The 18,786-nt window shown below is 23.9% G+C and carries 23 protein-coding genes, 1 tRNA gene and 1 pseudogene; 19 read left to right on the forward strand and 6 right to left on the reverse strand.

Going from position 1 to position 18,786, the window contains the following annotated elements:
* Positions 1–462 precede the first annotated feature (462 nt).
* The 3 genes from ACQH26_RS03065 (at position 463) to ACQH26_RS03075 (ending at position 2,422) form a co-directional block, all read left to right on the forward strand.
* A protein-coding gene (locus tag ACQH26_RS03065) for an IS3 family transposase (RefSeq protein WP_425381867.1) occupies positions 463–1,583 on the forward strand; the annotation gives its coding sequence in 2 pieces (ribosomal slippage) (positions 463–733 and positions 733–1,583; 1,122 coding nt in all).
* A 9-nt stretch (positions 1,584–1,592) separates the two neighbouring features.
* Entirely contained in the window at positions 1,593–1,730 is a 138-nt protein-coding gene (locus ACQH26_RS03070; RefSeq protein ID WP_425382807.1) for a hypothetical protein, read from the forward strand.
* 188 nt (positions 1,731–1,918) lie between these two features.
* Positions 1,919–2,422, forward strand: coding sequence for a hypothetical protein (locus tag ACQH26_RS03075; protein WP_425382808.1), 504 nt, complete (start codon positions 1,919–1,921; stop codon positions 2,420–2,422).
* An 83-nt stretch (positions 2,423–2,505) separates the two neighbouring features.
* On the opposite strand, the gene lon is transcribed toward ACQH26_RS03075, so the two are convergent.
* The 4 genes from lon to ACQH26_RS03095 form a co-directional block, all read right to left on the reverse strand.
* Entirely contained in the window at positions 2,506–4,890 is a 2,385-nt protein-coding gene (gene lon, locus ACQH26_RS03080; RefSeq protein WP_425382809.1) for an endopeptidase La, read from the reverse strand.
* Between the two features lie 268 nt (positions 4,891–5,158).
* Complete coding sequence (tig, locus tag ACQH26_RS03085; RefSeq protein WP_425382810.1) at positions 5,159–6,469, reverse strand: trigger factor; 1,311 nt, start codon at positions 6,467–6,469, stop codon at positions 5,159–5,161.
* Positions 6,470–6,484: 15 nt separating this feature from the next.
* Positions 6,485–7,246, reverse strand: a complete 762-nt coding sequence (locus ACQH26_RS03090) for a DUF3196 family protein (RefSeq protein WP_425382811.1) — start codon at positions 7,244–7,246, stop codon at positions 6,485–6,487.
* A gap of 36 nt (positions 7,247–7,282) precedes the next feature.
* A tRNA-Arg gene (locus tag ACQH26_RS03095) sits at positions 7,283–7,358 on the reverse strand.
* 142 nt (positions 7,359–7,500) lie between these two features.
* Between ACQH26_RS03095 and ACQH26_RS03100 the strand changes: the two genes are divergently transcribed.
* The 16 genes and pseudogenes from ACQH26_RS03100 to ACQH26_RS03175 all read left to right on the forward strand — a co-directional run bounded on the left by ACQH26_RS03100 (position 7,501) and on the right by ACQH26_RS03175 (position 16,943).
* On the forward strand, positions 7,501–7,953 hold the full coding sequence (locus ACQH26_RS03100) for a hypothetical protein (RefSeq protein ID WP_425382812.1): 453 nt from the start codon (positions 7,501–7,503) through the stop codon (positions 7,951–7,953).
* A gap of 117 nt (positions 7,954–8,070) precedes the next feature.
* The gene (locus tag ACQH26_RS03105) at positions 8,071–8,430 is read left to right on the forward strand and encodes an IS630 transposase-related protein (protein WP_425382813.1); all 360 of its coding nucleotides are present in this window, start codon (positions 8,071–8,073) and stop codon (positions 8,428–8,430) included.
* 40 nt (positions 8,431–8,470) lie between these two features.
* Positions 8,471–8,959 (forward strand): IS630 family transposase, encoded by a 489-nt coding sequence (locus ACQH26_RS03110; RefSeq protein WP_425381862.1) that lies wholly within the window; start codon positions 8,471–8,473, stop codon positions 8,957–8,959.
* A 155-nt stretch (positions 8,960–9,114) separates the two neighbouring features.
* Positions 9,115–9,657, forward strand: a complete 543-nt coding sequence (locus tag ACQH26_RS03115; protein ID WP_425382814.1) for a hypothetical protein — start codon at positions 9,115–9,117, stop codon at positions 9,655–9,657.
* 3 nt (positions 9,658–9,660) lie between these two features.
* A complete protein-coding gene (locus ACQH26_RS03120) occupies positions 9,661–9,792 on the forward strand; it encodes a hypothetical protein (protein ID WP_425382815.1) in 132 nt (43 codons plus the stop codon).
* A 64-nt stretch (positions 9,793–9,856) separates the two neighbouring features.
* The gene (locus tag ACQH26_RS03125; protein WP_425381897.1) at positions 9,857–10,204 is read left to right on the forward strand and encodes a transposase family protein; all 348 of its coding nucleotides are present in this window, start codon (positions 9,857–9,859) and stop codon (positions 10,202–10,204) included.
* Positions 10,205–10,208: 4 nt separating this feature from the next.
* Positions 10,209–10,703 (forward strand): transposase family protein, encoded by a 495-nt coding sequence (locus ACQH26_RS03130; RefSeq protein WP_425381872.1) that lies wholly within the window; start codon positions 10,209–10,211, stop codon positions 10,701–10,703.
* A gap of 130 nt (positions 10,704–10,833) precedes the next feature.
* Entirely contained in the window at positions 10,834–12,051 is a 1,218-nt protein-coding gene (locus ACQH26_RS03135) for a hypothetical protein (RefSeq protein WP_425382816.1), read from the forward strand.
* Between the two features lie 165 nt (positions 12,052–12,216).
* Positions 12,217–12,576, forward strand: a complete 360-nt coding sequence (locus tag ACQH26_RS03140; protein ID WP_425381863.1) for a helix-turn-helix domain-containing protein — start codon at positions 12,217–12,219, stop codon at positions 12,574–12,576.
* A 40-nt stretch (positions 12,577–12,616) separates the two neighbouring features.
* Positions 12,617–13,105, forward strand: coding sequence for an IS630 family transposase (locus ACQH26_RS03145; RefSeq protein ID WP_425381862.1), 489 nt, complete (start codon positions 12,617–12,619; stop codon positions 13,103–13,105).
* Between the two features lie 129 nt (positions 13,106–13,234).
* Entirely contained in the window at positions 13,235–13,594 is a 360-nt protein-coding gene (locus tag ACQH26_RS03150; RefSeq protein WP_425382360.1) for a helix-turn-helix domain-containing protein, read from the forward strand.
* A gap of 139 nt (positions 13,595–13,733) precedes the next feature.
* Positions 13,734–14,854, forward strand: a protein-coding gene (locus tag ACQH26_RS03155; RefSeq protein WP_425382817.1) for an IS3 family transposase whose coding sequence is annotated in 2 segments (ribosomal slippage) — positions 13,734–14,004 and positions 14,004–14,854 — 1,122 coding nt in all. Because the reading frame shifts where the segments join, the coding sequence is not laid out codon by codon here.
* A 170-nt stretch (positions 14,855–15,024) separates the two neighbouring features.
* Entirely contained in the window at positions 15,025–15,639 is a 615-nt protein-coding gene (locus ACQH26_RS03160; RefSeq protein WP_425382818.1) for a hypothetical protein, read from the forward strand.
* A gap of 285 nt (positions 15,640–15,924) precedes the next feature.
* Positions 15,925–16,149, forward strand: a pseudogene (locus ACQH26_RS03165) (DNA translocase FtsK); the annotation flags it as partial.
* Entirely contained in the window at positions 16,142–16,672 is a 531-nt protein-coding gene (locus ACQH26_RS03170) for an FtsK/SpoIIIE domain-containing protein (protein ID WP_425382819.1), read from the forward strand. The pseudogene ACQH26_RS03165 and the gene ACQH26_RS03170, both read left to right, overlap by 8 nt.
* Before the next feature lie 103 nt (positions 16,673–16,775).
* Positions 16,776–16,943 (forward strand): hypothetical protein, encoded by a 168-nt coding sequence (locus tag ACQH26_RS03175; RefSeq protein ID WP_339043248.1) that lies wholly within the window; start codon positions 16,776–16,778, stop codon positions 16,941–16,943.
* 65 nt (positions 16,944–17,008) lie between these two features.
* On the opposite strand, the gene glyA is transcribed toward ACQH26_RS03175, so the two are convergent.
* Both glyA and rpiB read right to left on the reverse strand, forming a co-directional pair.
* Positions 17,009–18,310, reverse strand: coding sequence for a serine hydroxymethyltransferase (glyA, locus tag ACQH26_RS03180; RefSeq protein ID WP_425382820.1), 1,302 nt, complete (start codon positions 18,308–18,310; stop codon positions 17,009–17,011).
* Between the two features lie 37 nt (positions 18,311–18,347).
* A complete protein-coding gene (rpiB, locus tag ACQH26_RS03185) occupies positions 18,348–18,776 on the reverse strand; it encodes a ribose 5-phosphate isomerase B (protein ID WP_174480264.1) in 429 nt (142 codons plus the stop codon).
* Positions 18,777–18,786 lie beyond the last annotated feature (10 nt).

Raw genomic sequence — 18,786 nt, forward strand, 5'->3', positions numbered from 1 at the left:
AGGATCTTTTTAATAGAATTTAACTAAAACAAGAAATAATCATTTATAAATAGGTACTTAACCAATAATTTATTTTCTTTTTCATTTTTTTGTTAAAAAAATTTTATCATTTGAAAACTTATCGACTAAAAATCTATTTTTTATTATAAAATAACCATTATAATATAAATTTTATTAAAAATTAATCAAAAAAGATCCTAAACAGGTTCTAACAAAAATTTTAGTCTTAATAATAAAGAAAAGGTATTAAAAGAAATTGCTTTAATCAATGAAAAAATTGTTAACTTAAAACAAAAATTATTAGTAGATTATGAAGAACATTTAGATGAAATTGAAAATGGAAATCTAGAATTTAATTTTAACCTCCAACAGTTAAATAATGAAGATGGATGGGTTACACTTTATTGGACACTAATTACGTAGACAAGTGAACAAATTAGTTGAAAGAAAGGAACTATAATTATGGCCAATATTAATTCATATACCGATGAATTTAAAAAACAAATAGTAGCTTTATATCAAAGCGGCAAATCAGTATCTTACCTTGCTAAAGAATATAATGTTACAAGAGCAGCTACTTATAATTGAATTAAGCAATTTACTAATTCAGGTAGTTTTAAAGCTAAAGATAATCGTTCTGTTGAAGAAAATGAATTAATTAAATTAAGAAAAGAATTAAAACAATTACGAATGGAAAATGATATTTTAAAGCAAGCAGCACTAATAATAGGCAGAAAATAGAAATTATTACAAACAATAAGTTTAAATATAAAATTCGCACAATGTGTCATTTTTTAAAAATTTCTAAATCAACATATTATTTTAATTTAAAGAAAAAAGAAAATAAAATTCAAAATAATATTTATGATGAAGCTATTATTAGTGCTTTTAAAGAAAATAAATGTGTTTATGGAACAAGAAGATTAAAAGTAATATTAGAAAACCAAGAAATTTATTTATCAAGACGAAAAATTAAAGAAATTATGAATAAGCATAATTTAATATCAAAATACACTAAATTATCATTCAAAAATCATAATAACAAAGTAAATGATGAAAAAATCACTAATCTTGTGAATAGAAACTTTAATAATAGGCTTAAAAATGAAGTTATTGTCAGTGATTTAACTTATGTTCAAGTTAATGGTAAATGAAACTATATTTGCTTATTAATTGACCTATTTAACCGCGAAATTATTGGACATAGTGTAGGTACTAGAAAAGATGCCTTATTAGTACATCAAGCATTTATGCAATCAAATCGCTGTTTAAAAGATATTCAAATATTTCATAGTGATTGTGGTAATGAATTTAATAATAAAATTATTGATAAACTTTTACTAGCATTCAATATTACTCGCTCTTTAAGCAAAAAAGGTTGTCCTTATGACAATGCTGTTGCTGAAGCAACTTTTAAAACTTTCAAAACTGAATTTATTAATGATAAAAATTTTAGATCATTAATCCAATTAAAATTAGAATTATTTGATTACATCAATTGATACAACAACATAAGAATCCACAGCACTTTAAACTACTTAACTCCAGTTAATTATCAAAAACAAATGTCTACCAAAAAATAGTCCTAAAAAGTGTTGCCATTCCAAGATCAATATTTAAAAGATAGTACTTTTCTAATAACTAATGATGATATAAATAGTATAAATTCAGAAGAATTAATTAATATGCAATATGGTAAAAAATGTTGTCCACCATGCACAATTTTTTAATTTTAAATATTTTTATATAAAAATATAAAAAATATTAATAACAACACTTTTACTATTTATAATTTAATTTTTCAATTATAAAATTAAAATAATATATAATATAAAAACAAACTTGATCAAAGTTTTAACCCATTACTTTATTTTAAAAGTAAAGGGTTTTTTATTTTTTAAAAGAGGAGACATTAAAAATGGATATTAATGACTTAGAAAGAGAAGTTAACTTTATAGCAGATAATTATCATATTATTAATCTTTATTTACATTTTCCGATTGAAACTTATAGTAAAGATTACAATGATATTTTTGACTTTTGAGAAAATAATAAAAAAAATACTCAAAATCATTATCAATTTTTAAATAAAAAAATAAAAACTTTAGAATCCTTAAAAAAATTAGAAAATAATTTTATAAATTCAATAAATAACCTATCAAAAAAATTAAATAATAAAAAAATAAATAAAAAAATAAATAAAATAATGAAAGTACTTACTATTGGATTATTTAATTGAAATAAAAAAATAGAAATAAAAGTAACTATTTTAACAAAAATTAAAGAAATTAAACAACAAAATTTAGTAAAAATAAATGAACTAATATTACGAATTAACAAAAAAAATATAATTAAAAGTGTAAATTCGGAAATTAATTTTTCTGTAACAAATAAAAGCAAATCAAATTTATCACAAATATAAAAAAATTTTATATAAAAAAAGTAAATACTTGTTTTTAGTATTTACTTTTTTAAAGTTATAGTTATTAATAATTTAATTAGATTTTAACCTTCATCAATAATACTTGAAGTTGGTTTAATATTATTAATAGGTGAGTGAATTTTTGCTTTATGTTTATTAAAAATAAAATCATATACTTCAGAATAAAATTCAACTGAAACAATATTTAATTTTTTCTTTACTTCTTCTGGAATATCTTCTAAGTCTTTTATATTAGCTTTTGGAATTAAAATTGTTTTTAGTCCACTACGATGGGCAGAAATTGATTTTTCTTTTAATCCACCAATTGGTAATACATGACCACGAAGTGTAATTTCACCTGTCATACCAATATCTTTTGATACAGGTCTACTTGTCAGAGCAGAAATAATTGCAGTTGTTAAAGTAATACCAGCACTTGGACCATCCTTTGGCACTGCTCCTTCAGGAACATGGATATGAATATCATGTTCTGCAAAGAAAGTATCAGGAATATTGAAAGTAATAGCATTTGCTTTAATATAATCTAAAGCAATAGTAGCAGATTCTTTCATAACTTCACCTAATTTACCAGTTAATACTAAATTACCTTTTCCTTTAAAGTAGTTTACTTCAATTGGTAAGATATCACCACCATATTGAGTATAAGCAAGACCAGTTACCACTCCAATTTGTGATTCATTTTCTTTTTTAGTATAATCGAAAATTTGTTTTCCTAAATAATCTTTAACATTGTCAGTAACAATTTCTTCAGTACTAATTTTTTTATTCAAAAGTTTAACAATAAATTTACGAGCAATTTTATTTAATAATCTTTCTAATTGTCGAACACCTGATTCTCTTGTATAATATTTAATTATTTCTTCAATTGAATTTGGTTTAAATTTTAACATTTTATTATTTAAACCAGTAATTTCAATAACACGAGGAATTAAATATTTTTTTGCAATTTCAAGTTTTTCTAATTCTGTATATGAAGAAAGTTCAATAATTTCCATTCGATCTTTTAATGGTTCAGGGATACCTTCCATATAATTAGCTGTTGCTAGAAACATAACTTGTGATAAATCATAATTTTCTTCAATATAATGATCTGAAAAATTAGCATTTTGTTCAGGATCTAATACTTCTAACATAGCACTAGCTGGATCACCACGATAATCAGATGACATTTTATCAATTTCATCTAATAAAAATAATGGATTAATAACTTTAGCACGTTTCATACCTTGGATAATTCTTCCTGGCATCGCACCAATATAAGTTTTACGATGACCACGAATTTCAGATTCATCTTTAACTCCACCAAGTGAAACTTTAACGAAAGTACGCCCCATCGCTTCAGCAATTGATTTAGCTAAAGAAGTCTTACCAACACCAGGAGGACCAACTAAACAAATAATTTGTCCTGGCATTGCCTTAGCCATTTTTTTAACAGCAAGATATTCAATAATTCTTTCTTTAACTTTTTCTAAACCATAGTGATATTTATCAAGAATTTTTTTTGCATTAATTAAATCAAATTTTTCTTCACTTTTTTGAAATCAAGGTAAAGTCATCATTCAATCAATGTATGTACGAATTATATTTGATTCACTTGAAGCTTGTGGCATATCTTCATAACGACTAATTTCTTCTTTAACACGAGTTTTGATTGCTTCAGGAAACTCTTCTGTTTCTAAACGTTCTAAATAACGTTTCATTTCATTAGACTTACCATCAATTTCGCCTAATTCTTCTTTAATAGCACGCAATCTTTCTCGTAAATAATATTCACGTTGTTGTTCATCAATACGATCTTTAATTTTAGCTGTTAAATCCTTTTCAATGGCACCAACTTGTTTTTGACCACCAACATCTTTCAATAATAAATCTAAACGTTTATTAATATCAATTTCTTGTAAAATTTCTTGTCGTTTATTGATAGTTAAAAATGGTAAAAATTGAGCCATTTTATCAATAATTTCACTAGCTTTCATTCCATCGGTGATTTGACTAATTACACCTTGTGGAATTGAACCATGAACATCTAAAATCTGTTGTAAATTATTTACAATTCTTTGGATCAACTCTTCTTCTAATGATTTTGAAACATTAGGATTAACTAAAGTTTCAGCATCTCCTGTATAAAATTTATCATCATAAAACTTAGAAACTTTAACTCTTTGTTGTCCGTAAAAAGATACGGTAAGTGTACCATCATTATGACTTTTTTGAATTTGCACTTTACACAAAGTACCATGATTGTAGACTTCACTTAATTGAGGATTATCTACTTTTGGATCCTTTTGCGAAACTAAAATAATTTCTGAATTAAACTTAGCTACCGATTCATTAATTGCCGCTACTGATTTATGTCTGCCAACTTCTAGTTCTATTTCAACTGTTGGGAAAACAAAACTTCCTCTTGTTACTAGTACTGGAATATTAGTAATATTTTTTATCTTCATTGTCTCACCTCAAATAATGTATTAACTGGATTATAATATAAAACATTAGCACTTGCAATACTTAATTGCTAAAATATCTAATTTTTGATTTATACTATACTATTGCAGCAGCACTTATTAATTCATATTTAATTTATACTAGTAGTATTTTATTACATTTATTTTTTTTTGATAATTTTTACTTTTTGAAAAGAAAAAAATAAACGATAAAATAACCTAATTATTAAATTGGTAATTAGGTTATATAATAATTATCAAATTAAATTAATTAAGCACTTGTTGTTTGCTTTTGGTTTTTACCGTTACTTTCTCATAATAAATCAAAGGCTTTATTACGTTTTAGGGTAGTAGTCACTAAACTTAAATCTTTAATATTTGCTTTAACTTCTTCAATGCTTATTTTAAATTGGTCGGCAAATGTTGTTAATTGTTTTTGAACTTCTTCTTCGGTAATTTCTATTTTTTCTTGTTTAATAATTTCTTCAATAACTAAAAAATTCTGAAGTTGCATAATTGCATCCTTTTTTATTTCATTAATAATTTCTTCATGAGATAAACCGGTTGCTGCCATATAGTTTTCAATTGTAAAGTTTTGATTAGCTAATTGTTTTTTAAATTCATTTTCTAAACGTTCAGTTTCATTTTTAACAGCAAAATTTGGAATTATTATTTTTGAATCTTTAACAATTTTAGCAATAAGTTCTTCCATAAATTGTTCCTTAATTGTCATTGTTTTTTGTACTTCAATTTGTTTTTTAATATTTTCTAATAATTGTTCAGTAGTAGTAACATCTGGAATGTTAACATCTTTTACTAACTCTTCTAAATCTTCATTAATAACTTTTGTTTTTATTTCGTTTAATTCAATTTCAAATTGTACTAATTGACCTTTTAAATTTGGAACATGATAATCTTCTGGGAAAGTTACTTCAATAGTTTTTTTAGATTTAGATTCCATACCTATCATTCCTTCTTCAAAACCAGGAATAAATTTACCAGAACCAATTTCTAATTCCATGTTTTTAGTTTCACCGCCAGGGAATTTTTTACCTTCTAAAAAACCAGTAAAATTAAAAGCTGCAGTATCACCTTTTTCTAATTTTCCTTTTTCTTTTGGATTAAAAATAGCAAAACGATCTTGTAATAGTTTAATTTGAGTATCAATTTCTTCTTGATTAACAGTTGCTACAGGTTTTACTATATCAATACCACGATATTTACCAATAGTAATTTCTGCTGGTAAATCAAATACAAACATTATTTCACACTCTTTAATAGTAGATTTTTCCACATTAACTTCGGGTTGATTAGTAGGCATTAAGTTAGGTTTTTGTTTTAAGGCAAAATCATAAGCAATAGTAATAACTGCTTTAGTTGCTGTTTGTAAAGTTTGTTCTTCAGTTACATGTTTTTTAGCCATTTTAGTAGGAACTTTTCCTTTACGAAATCCAGGAATTTCTACTTGTGCAATCAATTTATTTTCAGCTTTTGCCAATTGATCTTTTCAAGTTTTAGCATCAATGGTAACATGTCATTTTCCAAGACCATTTTTTTCATCTTTTATAATATTTAATGTCATTTTTCAAATCTCTCCTTATGTAATTTGTTGTTGAATCATAATACTTAAGTATTTTTTTATTAAAGTAGTAGTAGTTTTAAATTTTTTAGCACTTTCTACCAATTTTACACTAATAAATTGGAAACTACAAGCACGAATATACAAAGCAGCTGCTAATGCTGCTGCTTGATTTTTATTAGGTAATGTTGGAAACAAATTCTCAAAATAACTATCCAATAAAAACAAGCAAATACCATAAATACCTGGATTATCAATATGAACTTCATCTTCAAATATTTTTGTAATCTTTAAATAAACGAGTGATTCTTGTCATTGTGTTATTTTTTTTGGATTAATTTTAAATGTATCATAACCTTTTATTACTTCTATTTCTTCATCAATACCTTGATTATTTAATATAAATAATAGTTGTGTTTTATTTATATTATTTATATTTTTATTTGTAAGATAAATCTTAATTGTTGGCAAAATTAACCTAGCATTATGACTTTGTAAATAATAAAATGCCACCGGATGAAGATCTTCATCAAATGGATTCATTAATACATGACTTATTCTCTCTAAATTTCACTCATGACTTTCATTTTTACTATTTAATCTAATATGAGTAGTAATATTATGATGTAACTCTTGTAATGTAATTTCATGATGAATAGGAATATAAGGCATCTCTAATTCATGTTTGACCAACTTCATTGCTTGATTTCATTTATTTTCACTAATGAGGTGGTTAATTTTACCAATAATGTCTTGATAATAATTGTCATGATTTATCATTATTTAGTTAAACCTTCTTAGTATTTTAAAATTTAATGGCGCCCACGAGAAGATTCGAACTTCTGACCCCCGCCTTAGAAGGGCGGTGCTCTATCCACTGAGCTACGTGGGCATAACATTTACCATAAGTAATCTTAACTTGTTTGATTAAAAAATGCAATTATTAATTGGCTACTTTTCTGTAGATTAGACACACTTTTTGGACTAATAAAAGTTTTTATAACTTTATATTATTAGTTGAGGTGTAGTTTAAAATGAAATATTTAATTAATAGTGCTGATTTTACTAAATTTGATTATAAATTTAACAAGTTTGTAGAAAAGTATAAAAATGATAAAAATATTAACAAAGTTAATATTTATTATCGTAAATTTAGAAAATTTTGTTTTATTTTTAAAAATAAAAATACTTGTAAAGAAATAATTTCTCAATTACATATGCCAAAGCAAACCTTTTATTATTGAGCTAAACGTTTTTATGATATTTTCTACAGAAATAAACCTTTTGAAGAATTATTATTTAAATCAACAAAACCTAAAAATATTAAATATTTCTATAATTTGGAATTATCAGAAAAATTTATAAATTATTTTGTTCAATATAAAGAAGAGTTTGGTATAGGTGCTTTTCAATTTTGTTATTTAATAAGACATATTGATGATATGAGGTTTAATTTTTTGCCAAAACCATCGGTTAAAACTATATAGCTAACTAAAGTAATATTTACTCATAAATAATGTAAAATAATAATATGTAATTTAAACAGTTTTTGAATTTAAAAGTACAATTCAGCAATAATTAAAATAGATTAGGAAGATTAAATTATGCCAAAACCATACAGTGAAGACTTACGAAGAAAAGTAATAGAAGCTTATGAAAGTAAAAATATGAAAATTAAAGAAATTTGTAAAGTGTTCAATATCACTAGAAAGACTTTATTTTTATGAAAAAAAAGAAAAAAAGAAACTGGGCATATAAAACCAATTTTGAATTATCAAAAAGAACATAGCCACAAAATAAAGGATTTAGATGAATTAAAAAATTATTTAGCAGAAAATAAAGATGTTACAGTTCAAAAAGTAATTGATAAATTTGGAAATATGACTAAAGAAACAGTTTATAACTATTTTAAAAAACTAAATTATACATATAAAAAAAACTTTTCTATATGAACAAAGAGATAAAAATAAACAAGAAGATTTTTTAAAAGAAATAGCTAAAATAATGAATGAAGATTTAGTATATATTGATGAATCTGGAATTGATGATAATGAATTTTATAAATATGGTTGATCTGAAAAAGGTAAAAGATTATTTGATAATAAACCCGCATATAAAATAAAGAGAATGAGTATAATTGGTTCACTAAATAAAGGTAAATTAAAAGCCTTATGAGCATTTGAAGGACATTGCAATAGTAAAATTTTTGAATCATATGTTAAAAATAAACTAATTCCAGTATTAAAGCGTGGACAAATTATAGTTTTAGATAATGCAACGTTTCATAAATCTAAATTAACACAACAATTAATTGAAAATGCTGGATGCAAACTATTATTTCTTCCGCCATATTCTCCTAATTTAAATCCAATTGAACATTTTTGATTTGCTATAAAACATAATATAAGAAAAATATTACCAAATTATTGACCAAATATTAAAAAAGCGATTGATTTTGTTTTTCAAGATATGAGTAAACATTATTTTAGTTAGCTATATATAAATTACAAGAAAAATTTGAAAAGTTAGAAAAACAAGCATTTGAAAAAATTAATAAATTAAAAGAAAAAGTAACAGATTTATTTACTAGTGCAGAAAAAAGAGCAATTAAACATGCACAATTAATTCCATTAAATTCACCAGTATTTATGGGTTGTAAAATTCAACCTTTATCATTAGATAAATGTGCAATTACTATTTATCATCGTAATCCTAAGTATAAACCAATTACAGTTGTTGATAGTATTCTTAAAGCAGAAACTTTTGTTACTCAAATACATCCATTCCATTGATATCGTTGATATAGTGGTTGATACATTGGTTATGGAGTTAATCAAAATAAATGATTAAAAGCAATAGCATTTGCACCACCAGTTGTTCAACAAGTAATTAGAGATAGTTTTAAAGTATATAGAGAAATATTTAGAATAGTAAGGACTTATCATAAAGTAGTTAATGTTATTAATAATCCTATTGAAAATATTAATAAATCATTTAAAAACGTTGGTTTAAAATTTTCAGTAAATACTTTATTTGGTACAGGATTATTACATCATTTAGAAAAATTTGCATATAGTCAAGTTGTAAAAAAAGGTAAGAAAAAATTACAAAAAGAAATTATCCATATATCACATAGAAAAACTAAAACAAAAACTAAGCATTATAAAAAAGCATTTTTTAAGGAATGATAAATTATGATTAATAAACTTTGAACTGATGTCAGTCTTGAAAATTATAATAACTGATATCCATTAACTGGAAAAATTACAGAAACTCCACAACAATATATAAATACATGACCTAATATTAATAGACTTACTGCATAACTAGTTAACTTTTCATTTTTTTGTTATTATTAAAATAAAATTTGAATAGTTAAGGATAAATTTTATGACATATTTTGAATTAAAAGATAAACCGGATCAATATTTTCGTAAAATAGTTGGTATTAATAAACTAGTTTTTAATGAAATTTTAAATATTTTATTAGATCATCAAAATCTAAAAAATACCACTGGTGGAAGGCCATATAAAATGTCAATAGAAGATAGACTAGTAATGACTTTAAGATATTTATATGAAAATCGTACATATCATAGTATTGGTGCTGAGTATGATATGGTTGATACTACTGCTTTACGAAATATTCGTTCAATTGAAGACATTTTAATAAATAATAATAAGTTTAATAATTTAACAAATAAAAATATTTTTTTAAAAAGAAGAATTCAAAAATAAAATTTTGATAATTGATGTAACAGAAGTAGAAACAGAACGACCAAAATATAATCAAAAAGATTGATTTTCTGGCAAAAAATGAATGCATACTGTTAAGTTTCAAACCATAATTAATGCACATACTAATGAAATTTTAAATATTTTTCCTGATACTGGTAAAAATCATGATTTTAAAACTTTTAAAAATTCAAAGTTAGAATTTTTGTCAGAAACTGTAATTCTTGCAGATAAAGGTTATCAAGGTTTACAAAAAATTCATAGTAATACATTTTTACCCATTAAAACTAGTAAAAATAATCCTAAAACAAGTAAAATTAAAATTTTTAATAAGATTATTAATAAAACTCGCAGAAAAATTGAACATGTTTTTGCATTTTTAAAATGTTTTAAAATTATTGGTTATAAATTTAGAAAAGGTAGAAAACGAATATTTTTAAGATTTAATTTAATTGCAGGATTTTATAATTTATCATTAAAACTTAAAAACGTTATGCAGTAAGTCTAATGATTGATTTATAACTTTTGCTATTCGCGCTCAAAATGATATTAATGCTTATCTTGATTTTATTTTATCTAAATTTCCTTTCGATAGTTTTAAAGATGAGTTAATTAAAGAAACATTAAGAGATATGGTTTATGTAATGGTTGAACATTGAGTATTTAATCGTACACCAATTGAATTTAATGTTGATGCTACTATTCAATTTAATAATGGTAGTCAATTTAGTGCAAATAGTACTCCTACGATTAATGTTTGAGATTTAGCACCTAGTAGAATGAAAATATGAGCAAGATTAACAGAATTAAAACAAATATTTTCAAGTTATAATGATGATGAAATAGATGTTGAAAAAATTGACTTAAAAGCATTTTATACTAGAAATCAAGTTGATGAATTAATAAAACAACAAAAAGAATTTACATTATTAAAACAAATTAAATTATATGATGATTTAGTTGATGATAATGAAAATGAAATATATAGAGGTCCTGTTAGTAAATTTGTTAATAAAGGTTATGTTGCAACAGATTATGATAAAGAAACTGAAACAATGATTTTAGATTGACCTGATGAAATTGGTACATTACCACCAGAAGCATTACAAAATAATCCACAAATTGGTGATTATACGCATGCTGCAACTTGTGACTTTTCTGCTAAACAACAAAAACGAATTACTACTAATGAAAATGAAATTACCAAATTAAATAGTGAATTAATTAAAGCAAACGAAAATATTAATGATGTTAAAAATAATTGATTTAATATTGAAACTAGTCCTTTATGAAAAAAAGTTGAAAATAATAATATAGAAACATTTAAATGATATTTTATTAAAATCAGTTATCAATATTCAACAGAAAATAACTTTATGAAATTTTATAAAGTAATTAAAATTTATTTAAATAATGTTTTTAATAAATTTGAATTGTTAAATGTTGATTCCATGACTTATAAAGAACAAATACAAAATAAAAATATTTTAAATATTGGAACTATTTACTATAACAATAGAAATAAAAAATTTAGTGGTGGCAGTAATTCTTATCCTGAACGTGGAAAAATTAATTTAATTGGTGATATAGAAGAAATATATCAATATCAAGGAATAGATACACCAACTGAATTTATAGAAGAAGAACGTACTGAACGTGATTATTACACAAAACTAGAAACTAATAATTTATTAGATAAAAAACAAGATAAATTAACTGTTGGTTCAAATATTAATATTGATGAAACTAATACCATTAGTGCAAATTTAACTAATTATTATAATAAATCAGAAATTGATAAAAAATTAGAAGATACAAAATCACAATTTCCTATTGCATTTCAATTATAGCTAACTAAAGTAATATTTACTCATAAATAATGTAAAATAATAATATAGCTAACTAAAGTAATATTTACTCATAAATAATGTAAAATAATAATATGTAATTTAAACAGTTTTTGAATTTAAAAGTACAATTCAGCAATAATTAAAATAGATTAGGAAGATTAAATTATGCCAAAACCATACAGTGAAGACTTACGAAGAAAAGTAATAGAAGCTTATGAAAGTAAAAATATGAAAATTAAAGAAATTTGTAAAGTGTTCAATATCACTAGAAAGACTTTATTTTTATGAAGAAAAAGAAAAAAAGAAACTGGGCATATAAAACCAATTTTAAATTATCAAAAAGGACATAGCCACAAAATAAAGGATTTAGATGAATTAAAAAATTATTTAGCAGAAAATAAAGATGTTACAGTTCAAAAAGTAATTGATAAATTTGGAAATATGACTAAAGAAACAGTTTATAACTATTTTAAAAAACTAAATTATACATATAAAAAAAACTTTTCTATATGAACAAAGAGATAAAAATAAACAAGAAGATTTTTTAAAAGAAATAGCTAAAATAATGAATGAAGATTTAGTATATATTGATGAATCTGGAATTGATGATAATGAATTTTATAAATATGGTTGATCTGAAAAAGGTAAAAGATTATTTGATAATAAACCCGCATATAAAATAAAGAGAATGAGTATAATTGGTTCACTAAATAAAGGTAAATTAAAAGCCTTATGAGCATTTGAAGGACATTGCAATAGTAAAATTTTTGAATCATATGTTAAAAATAAACTAATTCCAGTATTAAAGCGTGGACAAATTATAGTTTTAGATAATGCAACGTTTCATAAATCTAAATTAACACAACAATTAATTGAAAATGCTGGATGCAAACTATTATTTCTTCCGCCATATTCTCCTAATTTAAATCCAATTGAACATTTTTGATTTGCTATAAAACATAATATAAGAAAAATATTACCAAATTATTGACCAAATATTAAAAAAGCGATTGATTTTGTTTTTCAAGATATGAGTAAACATTACTTTAGTTAGCTATACATATAGCTAACTAAAGTAATGTTTACTCATAAATAATGTAAAATAATAATATGTAATTTAAACAGTTTTTGAATTTAAAAGTACAATTCAGCAATAATTAAAATAGATTAGGAAGATTAAATTATGTCAAAACCATACAGTGAAGACTTACGAAGAAAAGTAATAGAAGCTTATGAAAGTAAAAATATGAAAATTAAAGAAATTTGTAAAGTGTTCAATATCACTAGAAAGACTTTATTTTTATGAAGAAAAAGAAAAAAAGAAACTGGGCATATAAAACCAATTTTGAATTATCAAAAAGGACATAGCCACAAAATAAAGGATTTAGATGAATTAAAAAATTATTTAGCAGAAAATAAAGATGTTACAGTTCAAAAAGTAATTGATAAATTTGGAAATATGACTAAAGAAACAGTTTATAACTATTTTAAAAAACTAAATTATACATATAAAAAAAACTTTTCTATATGAACAAAGAGATAAAAATAAACAAGAAGATTTTTTAAAAGAAATAGCTAAAATAATGAATGAAGATTTAGTATATATTGGATGGGTTACACTTTATTGGACACTAATTACGTAGACAAGTGAACAAATTAGTTGAAAGAAAGGAACTATAATTATGGCCAATATTAATTCATATACCGATGAATTTAAAAAACAAATAGTAGCTTTATATCAAAGCGGCAAATCAGTATCTTACCTTGCTAAAGAATATAATGTTACAAGAGCAGCTACTTATAATTGAATTAAGCAATTTACTAATTCAGGTAGTTTTAAAGCTAAAGATAATCGTTCTGTTGAAGAAAATGAATTAATTAAATTAAGAAAAGAATTAAAACAATTACGAATGGAAAATGATATTTTAAAGCAAGCAGCACTAATAATAGGCAGAAAATAGAAATTATTACAAACAATAAGTTTAAATATAAAATTCGCACAATGTGTCATTTTTTAAAAATTTCTAAATCAACATATTATTTTAATTTAAAGAAAAAAGAAAATAAAATTCAAAATAATATTTATGATGAAGCTATTATTAGTGCTTTTAAAGAAAATAAATGTGTTTATGGAACAAGAAGATTAAAAGTAATATTAGAAAACCAAGAAATTTATTTATCAAGACGAAAAATTAAAGAAATTATGAATAAGCATAATTTAATATCAAAATACACTAAATTATCATTCAAAAATCATAATAACAAAGTAAATGATGAAAAAATCACTAATCTTGTGAATAGAAACTTTAATAATAGGCTTAAAAATGAAGTTATTGTCAGTGATTTAACTTATGTTCAAGTTAATAGTAAATGAAACTATATTTGCTTATTAATTGACCTATTTAACCGCGAAATTATTGGACATAGTGTAGGTACTAGAAAAGATGCCTTATTAGTACATCAAGCATTTATGCAATCAAATCGCTGTTTAAAAGATATTCAAATATTTCATAGTGATTGTGGTAATGAATTTAATAATAAAATTATTGATAAACTTTTACTAGCATTCAATATTACTCGCTCTTTAAGCAAAAAAGGTTGTCCTTATGACAATGCTGTTGCTGAAGCAACTTTTAAAACTTTCAAAACTGAATTTATTAATGATAAAAATTTTAGATCATTAATCCAATTAAAATTAGAATTATTTGATTACATCAATTGATACAACAACATAAGAATCCACAGCACTTTAAACTACTTAACTCCAGTTAATTATCAAAAACAAATGTCTACCAAAAAATAGTCCTAAAAAGTGTTGCCATTCCACAAAATGAAAAAGTAAAATTTTTAACCAATAAAAATAAAAGTACTCATGCTTCAATTTTAAATTATTTTGGTTTTAATGATTTTAATCATGAAACTTATTTTACTGATTTTGTAGCAGAAAATAATGCTAATTTATATAATGCTCCATTGGAAATAAATAATGAAACTATTAAACAATATTTAATTCAACAAGAATTTTATAGAAAAAATTGAAATTCTATTTTTAAATTAAGTAAATTAGGAATTAGTGGTTATTTAATTTATATTGCTAATGATGACTTATATTTTCAAGTAGTAGATATACAACAAAGAGTTTATGATATTATTGATAAATTAATTCAATGTACTATTTTTTATGATAGTTATGAACAAAATGCACAAATGGTAAGATTATTTGAAATTTATACATTAAATAATGAACAAGTAACTATTAATCGTGCAATTTATAGTATTAGTGATAATAAAAAACAATTTCCATTAGATTTTAAATCATACATTAATAATCCTAATTTAGCACAAGAACAAACATTAAATATTAACTATATACCAATAGCAATTATGCGAAATAAAGCAAATGAGTTAGCAGATTGTGATAAAGTAATGGATAAAATTAAAGCATTAGATGTCATCTTTGAACAAATTGTTTTAGATACTATTTTAAACTCACCTAAATTTATTTTTAGTCAAACTTATGGTAATGTTCAATCAACATTAGAAGAAGCAGTAAGAACCTGTTTAGGATCTTTTTTGATTAATTTTTAATAAAATTTATATTATAATGGTTATTTTATAATAAAAAATAGATTTTTAGTCGATAAGTTTTCAAATGATAAAATCTTTTTAACAAAAAAATGAAAAAGAAAATAAATTATTGGTTAAGTACCTATTTATAAATGATTATTTCTTGTTTTAGTTAAATTCTATTAAAAAGATCCTAAACAGGTTCTAAGAAAAATATTACCAAATTATTGACCAAATATTAAAAAAGCGATTGATTTTGTTTTTGAAGATATGAGTAAACATTACTTTAGTTAGCTATACGAGGTTTCAATCACTTCAGGAATGAAAATTAACAAAATTACTAACTTAGAAGAAGAACTAAAACTAGTTTTAGCAAATAATAATATTAGAATCGAAGCACCAATAGCTGGTAAATCAATGATTGGAATTGAAGTTAGTAATAAAAATATTGTTCCAATTAATATGCAAGAACAATTTGAAAATATAAGCGAAAAATATAAAAATAAAAAAATATTAATTAGTATTGGTTAGAAATACTACTGGTGATTACATATTTCATTCATTAAAAGAAATGCCCCACTTATTAATTGCTGGTAGTACTGGTTCAGGAAAATCCGTTTTTATTAATGATTTACTAATTTCTTTGCTCTTACAATACAAACCTCATGAAATAAAACTAATATTAATCGATCCTAAATGAGTAGAATTAGCAATTTATAATGATATCCCACATTTAATTATTCCAGTAATTAATGAAGCAAACAAAACACCAGCAGCATTACAAGTAGTAATTTTAGAAATGATGCGTCGATACCAACTATTTGCAAAAAATGGAAATCGTGATATTGAAAGTTATAATAAAAAAATAAGTCAAGAAATTGATAAATTACCTTATTATATTATTGTTATTGATGAATTAACAGATTTAATGGTACAAGCAAGCAAATTGAAGAAGGAATCATGCGAATTACACAAATGGGGGTCGAGCGGCAGGAATCCATTTAGTAATAGCAACACAAAGACCATCAGTAGATGTAATTACTGGCGTAATTAAAAATAATATTCCAGCAAGAATTGCTTTTAAAGTTGCATCTTGAATTGATTCAAAAACAATCCTTGATACTGCTGGAGCAGAAAAATTATTAGGTAAAGGCGATATGTTATTTTTAGCTCCAGGACAAAATAATATCAATCGCTTACAAGCACCATGAATTAGTGATGAAGATGTTTCGGAATTAATAAAGTTTATTAAAGAACAATCTTCGGTTAAATATGATAATAATTTTATTGAAAAAATAAAAGAAATTAAAGATTCAAAAAAATAAAATAAGTTTTCTGTTAATTAACAGAAAACTTATTTTCATATTCCAAATTTAAAATTATTATTTTATTATTGAGGTAATTTTATATCTTCATAAATGGGAAATTTATTTAAAAGTATATCAACTTTTTTTCTTAATTCATGTAAACCATCATCATTAATACCCTTAGGTAATTTTCAAGCACTAATAATAATCTTTCCTAATTCAATAAACTGCTCTTCTTTAAAACCTCTCGTTGTCATTGCTGGACTACCAAAACGAACACCACTAGTAATAACAGCTGGTAAAGGATCAAAGGGAACACCATTCTTATTAGCAACAATATTAATCTTTTCTAAAATATCAACAGCTTCTTTACCATTTAAACCGTTAATATTAGTAACATTAACAGTTAATAAATGATTATCAGTTCCACCCGCCACTACATGAAATTTTGCATCAAGAAAAGTTTTTGCTAATGCTTGCGCATTTTTAATTACTTGCATTTGATAAGTTTTAAATTCTGGTGTTAATGCTTCATAAAAAGCTTGTGCTTTTGCTGCAATAATATGTTCCAATGGTCCACCTTGATTACCAGGAAATACCGCACTATCAATTTTCTTTTTTAATTCTTCAGTGCAAAGAATAGCACCACCACGTGGTCCTCTCAATGTTTTATGAGTTGTTGTTGTTGTAATATCAGCATAACAAATAGGATTTTGATGTAATCCAGCAGAAATTAATCCAGCAATATGCGCCATATCAACCATTAAATATGCTCCAACAGTATCGGCAATTTTACGAAACTTTGATCAATCAATAAGTCTTGAATAAGCACTAGCTCCTGCTACAATAATTTTTGGTTTACATTCTTTAGCAATTTTTAAAATTTCATCATAATCTAAATATTCATCCTTTTTACTTACACCATAATTAACACCGTGATAAATTTTACCAGAAAAATTAATTTTATAACCATGAGTTAAATGACCACCGGCATCAAGTTCCATACCAAGAATAGTATCACCTGGACGTAATATAGCAGCATATGCTTCAGCATTAGCTTGACTACCAGAATGAGGTTGTACATTAGCATGAAAATTACCTTTTTTACATTGACCTGGTTTATGATTACAATTAAATAATTGTTTAAAACGCTCTATTGCCAAATTTTCAATTTTATCAACATTTTCGCAACCATTATAATATCTTCTGCCCGGATAACCTTCTGCATACTTATTAGTTAATATTGTTCCAGCAAGTGTAAGTACAGCTGGTGATACATAGTTTTCTGAAGCTATTAATTCAATATGATTTTGTTGACGTTGTCATTCATCTTTCACAATTTTTTTTAATTCTGGATCAAGACCTTTATTAAAAGATTTATCCATTTTTAAACATCCTCTCTTTAATAATTTAATAGTAAAATTATTTTAGTTTTGCAACTCTTAATTGATGTCTTTTTTCATCACTTGTTTTAGTATTTAAAAATAATTTCACAAGTTCTACTGCTTTATAATCAGAAATAATTCTAGCACCTAGTGCTAAAACATTAGCGTCATTATGAAGCCTTGCCAATCTTACTGTTTCTTCTTCATAGCAAAGAGCACAACGAACACCATTAATACGATTGGTAGCAATGCTAATACCAATACCAGTACCACAAATTACAATACCAAAATCTGCTTTTTTACTAACAATAGCATTTGCAACATTAAAACCAAAATTAGGATAATCAACAGGTTCACTGCTATTTGTTCCTAAATCTAAAATTTGATAGCCTTCTGTATGTAAAAATTTAATAATTGGTTGTTTAAATTCATAAGCGGTATGATCATTACCAATAGCAATTACTAAACCATTAGTT

It is taken from the genome of Spiroplasma endosymbiont of Melieria omissa (assembly GCF_964031175.1).
GTDB classification, from domain to species: domain Bacteria; phylum Bacillota_I; class Bacilli_A; order Mycoplasmatales; family VBWQ01; genus Spiroplasma_E; species Spiroplasma_E ixodetis_A.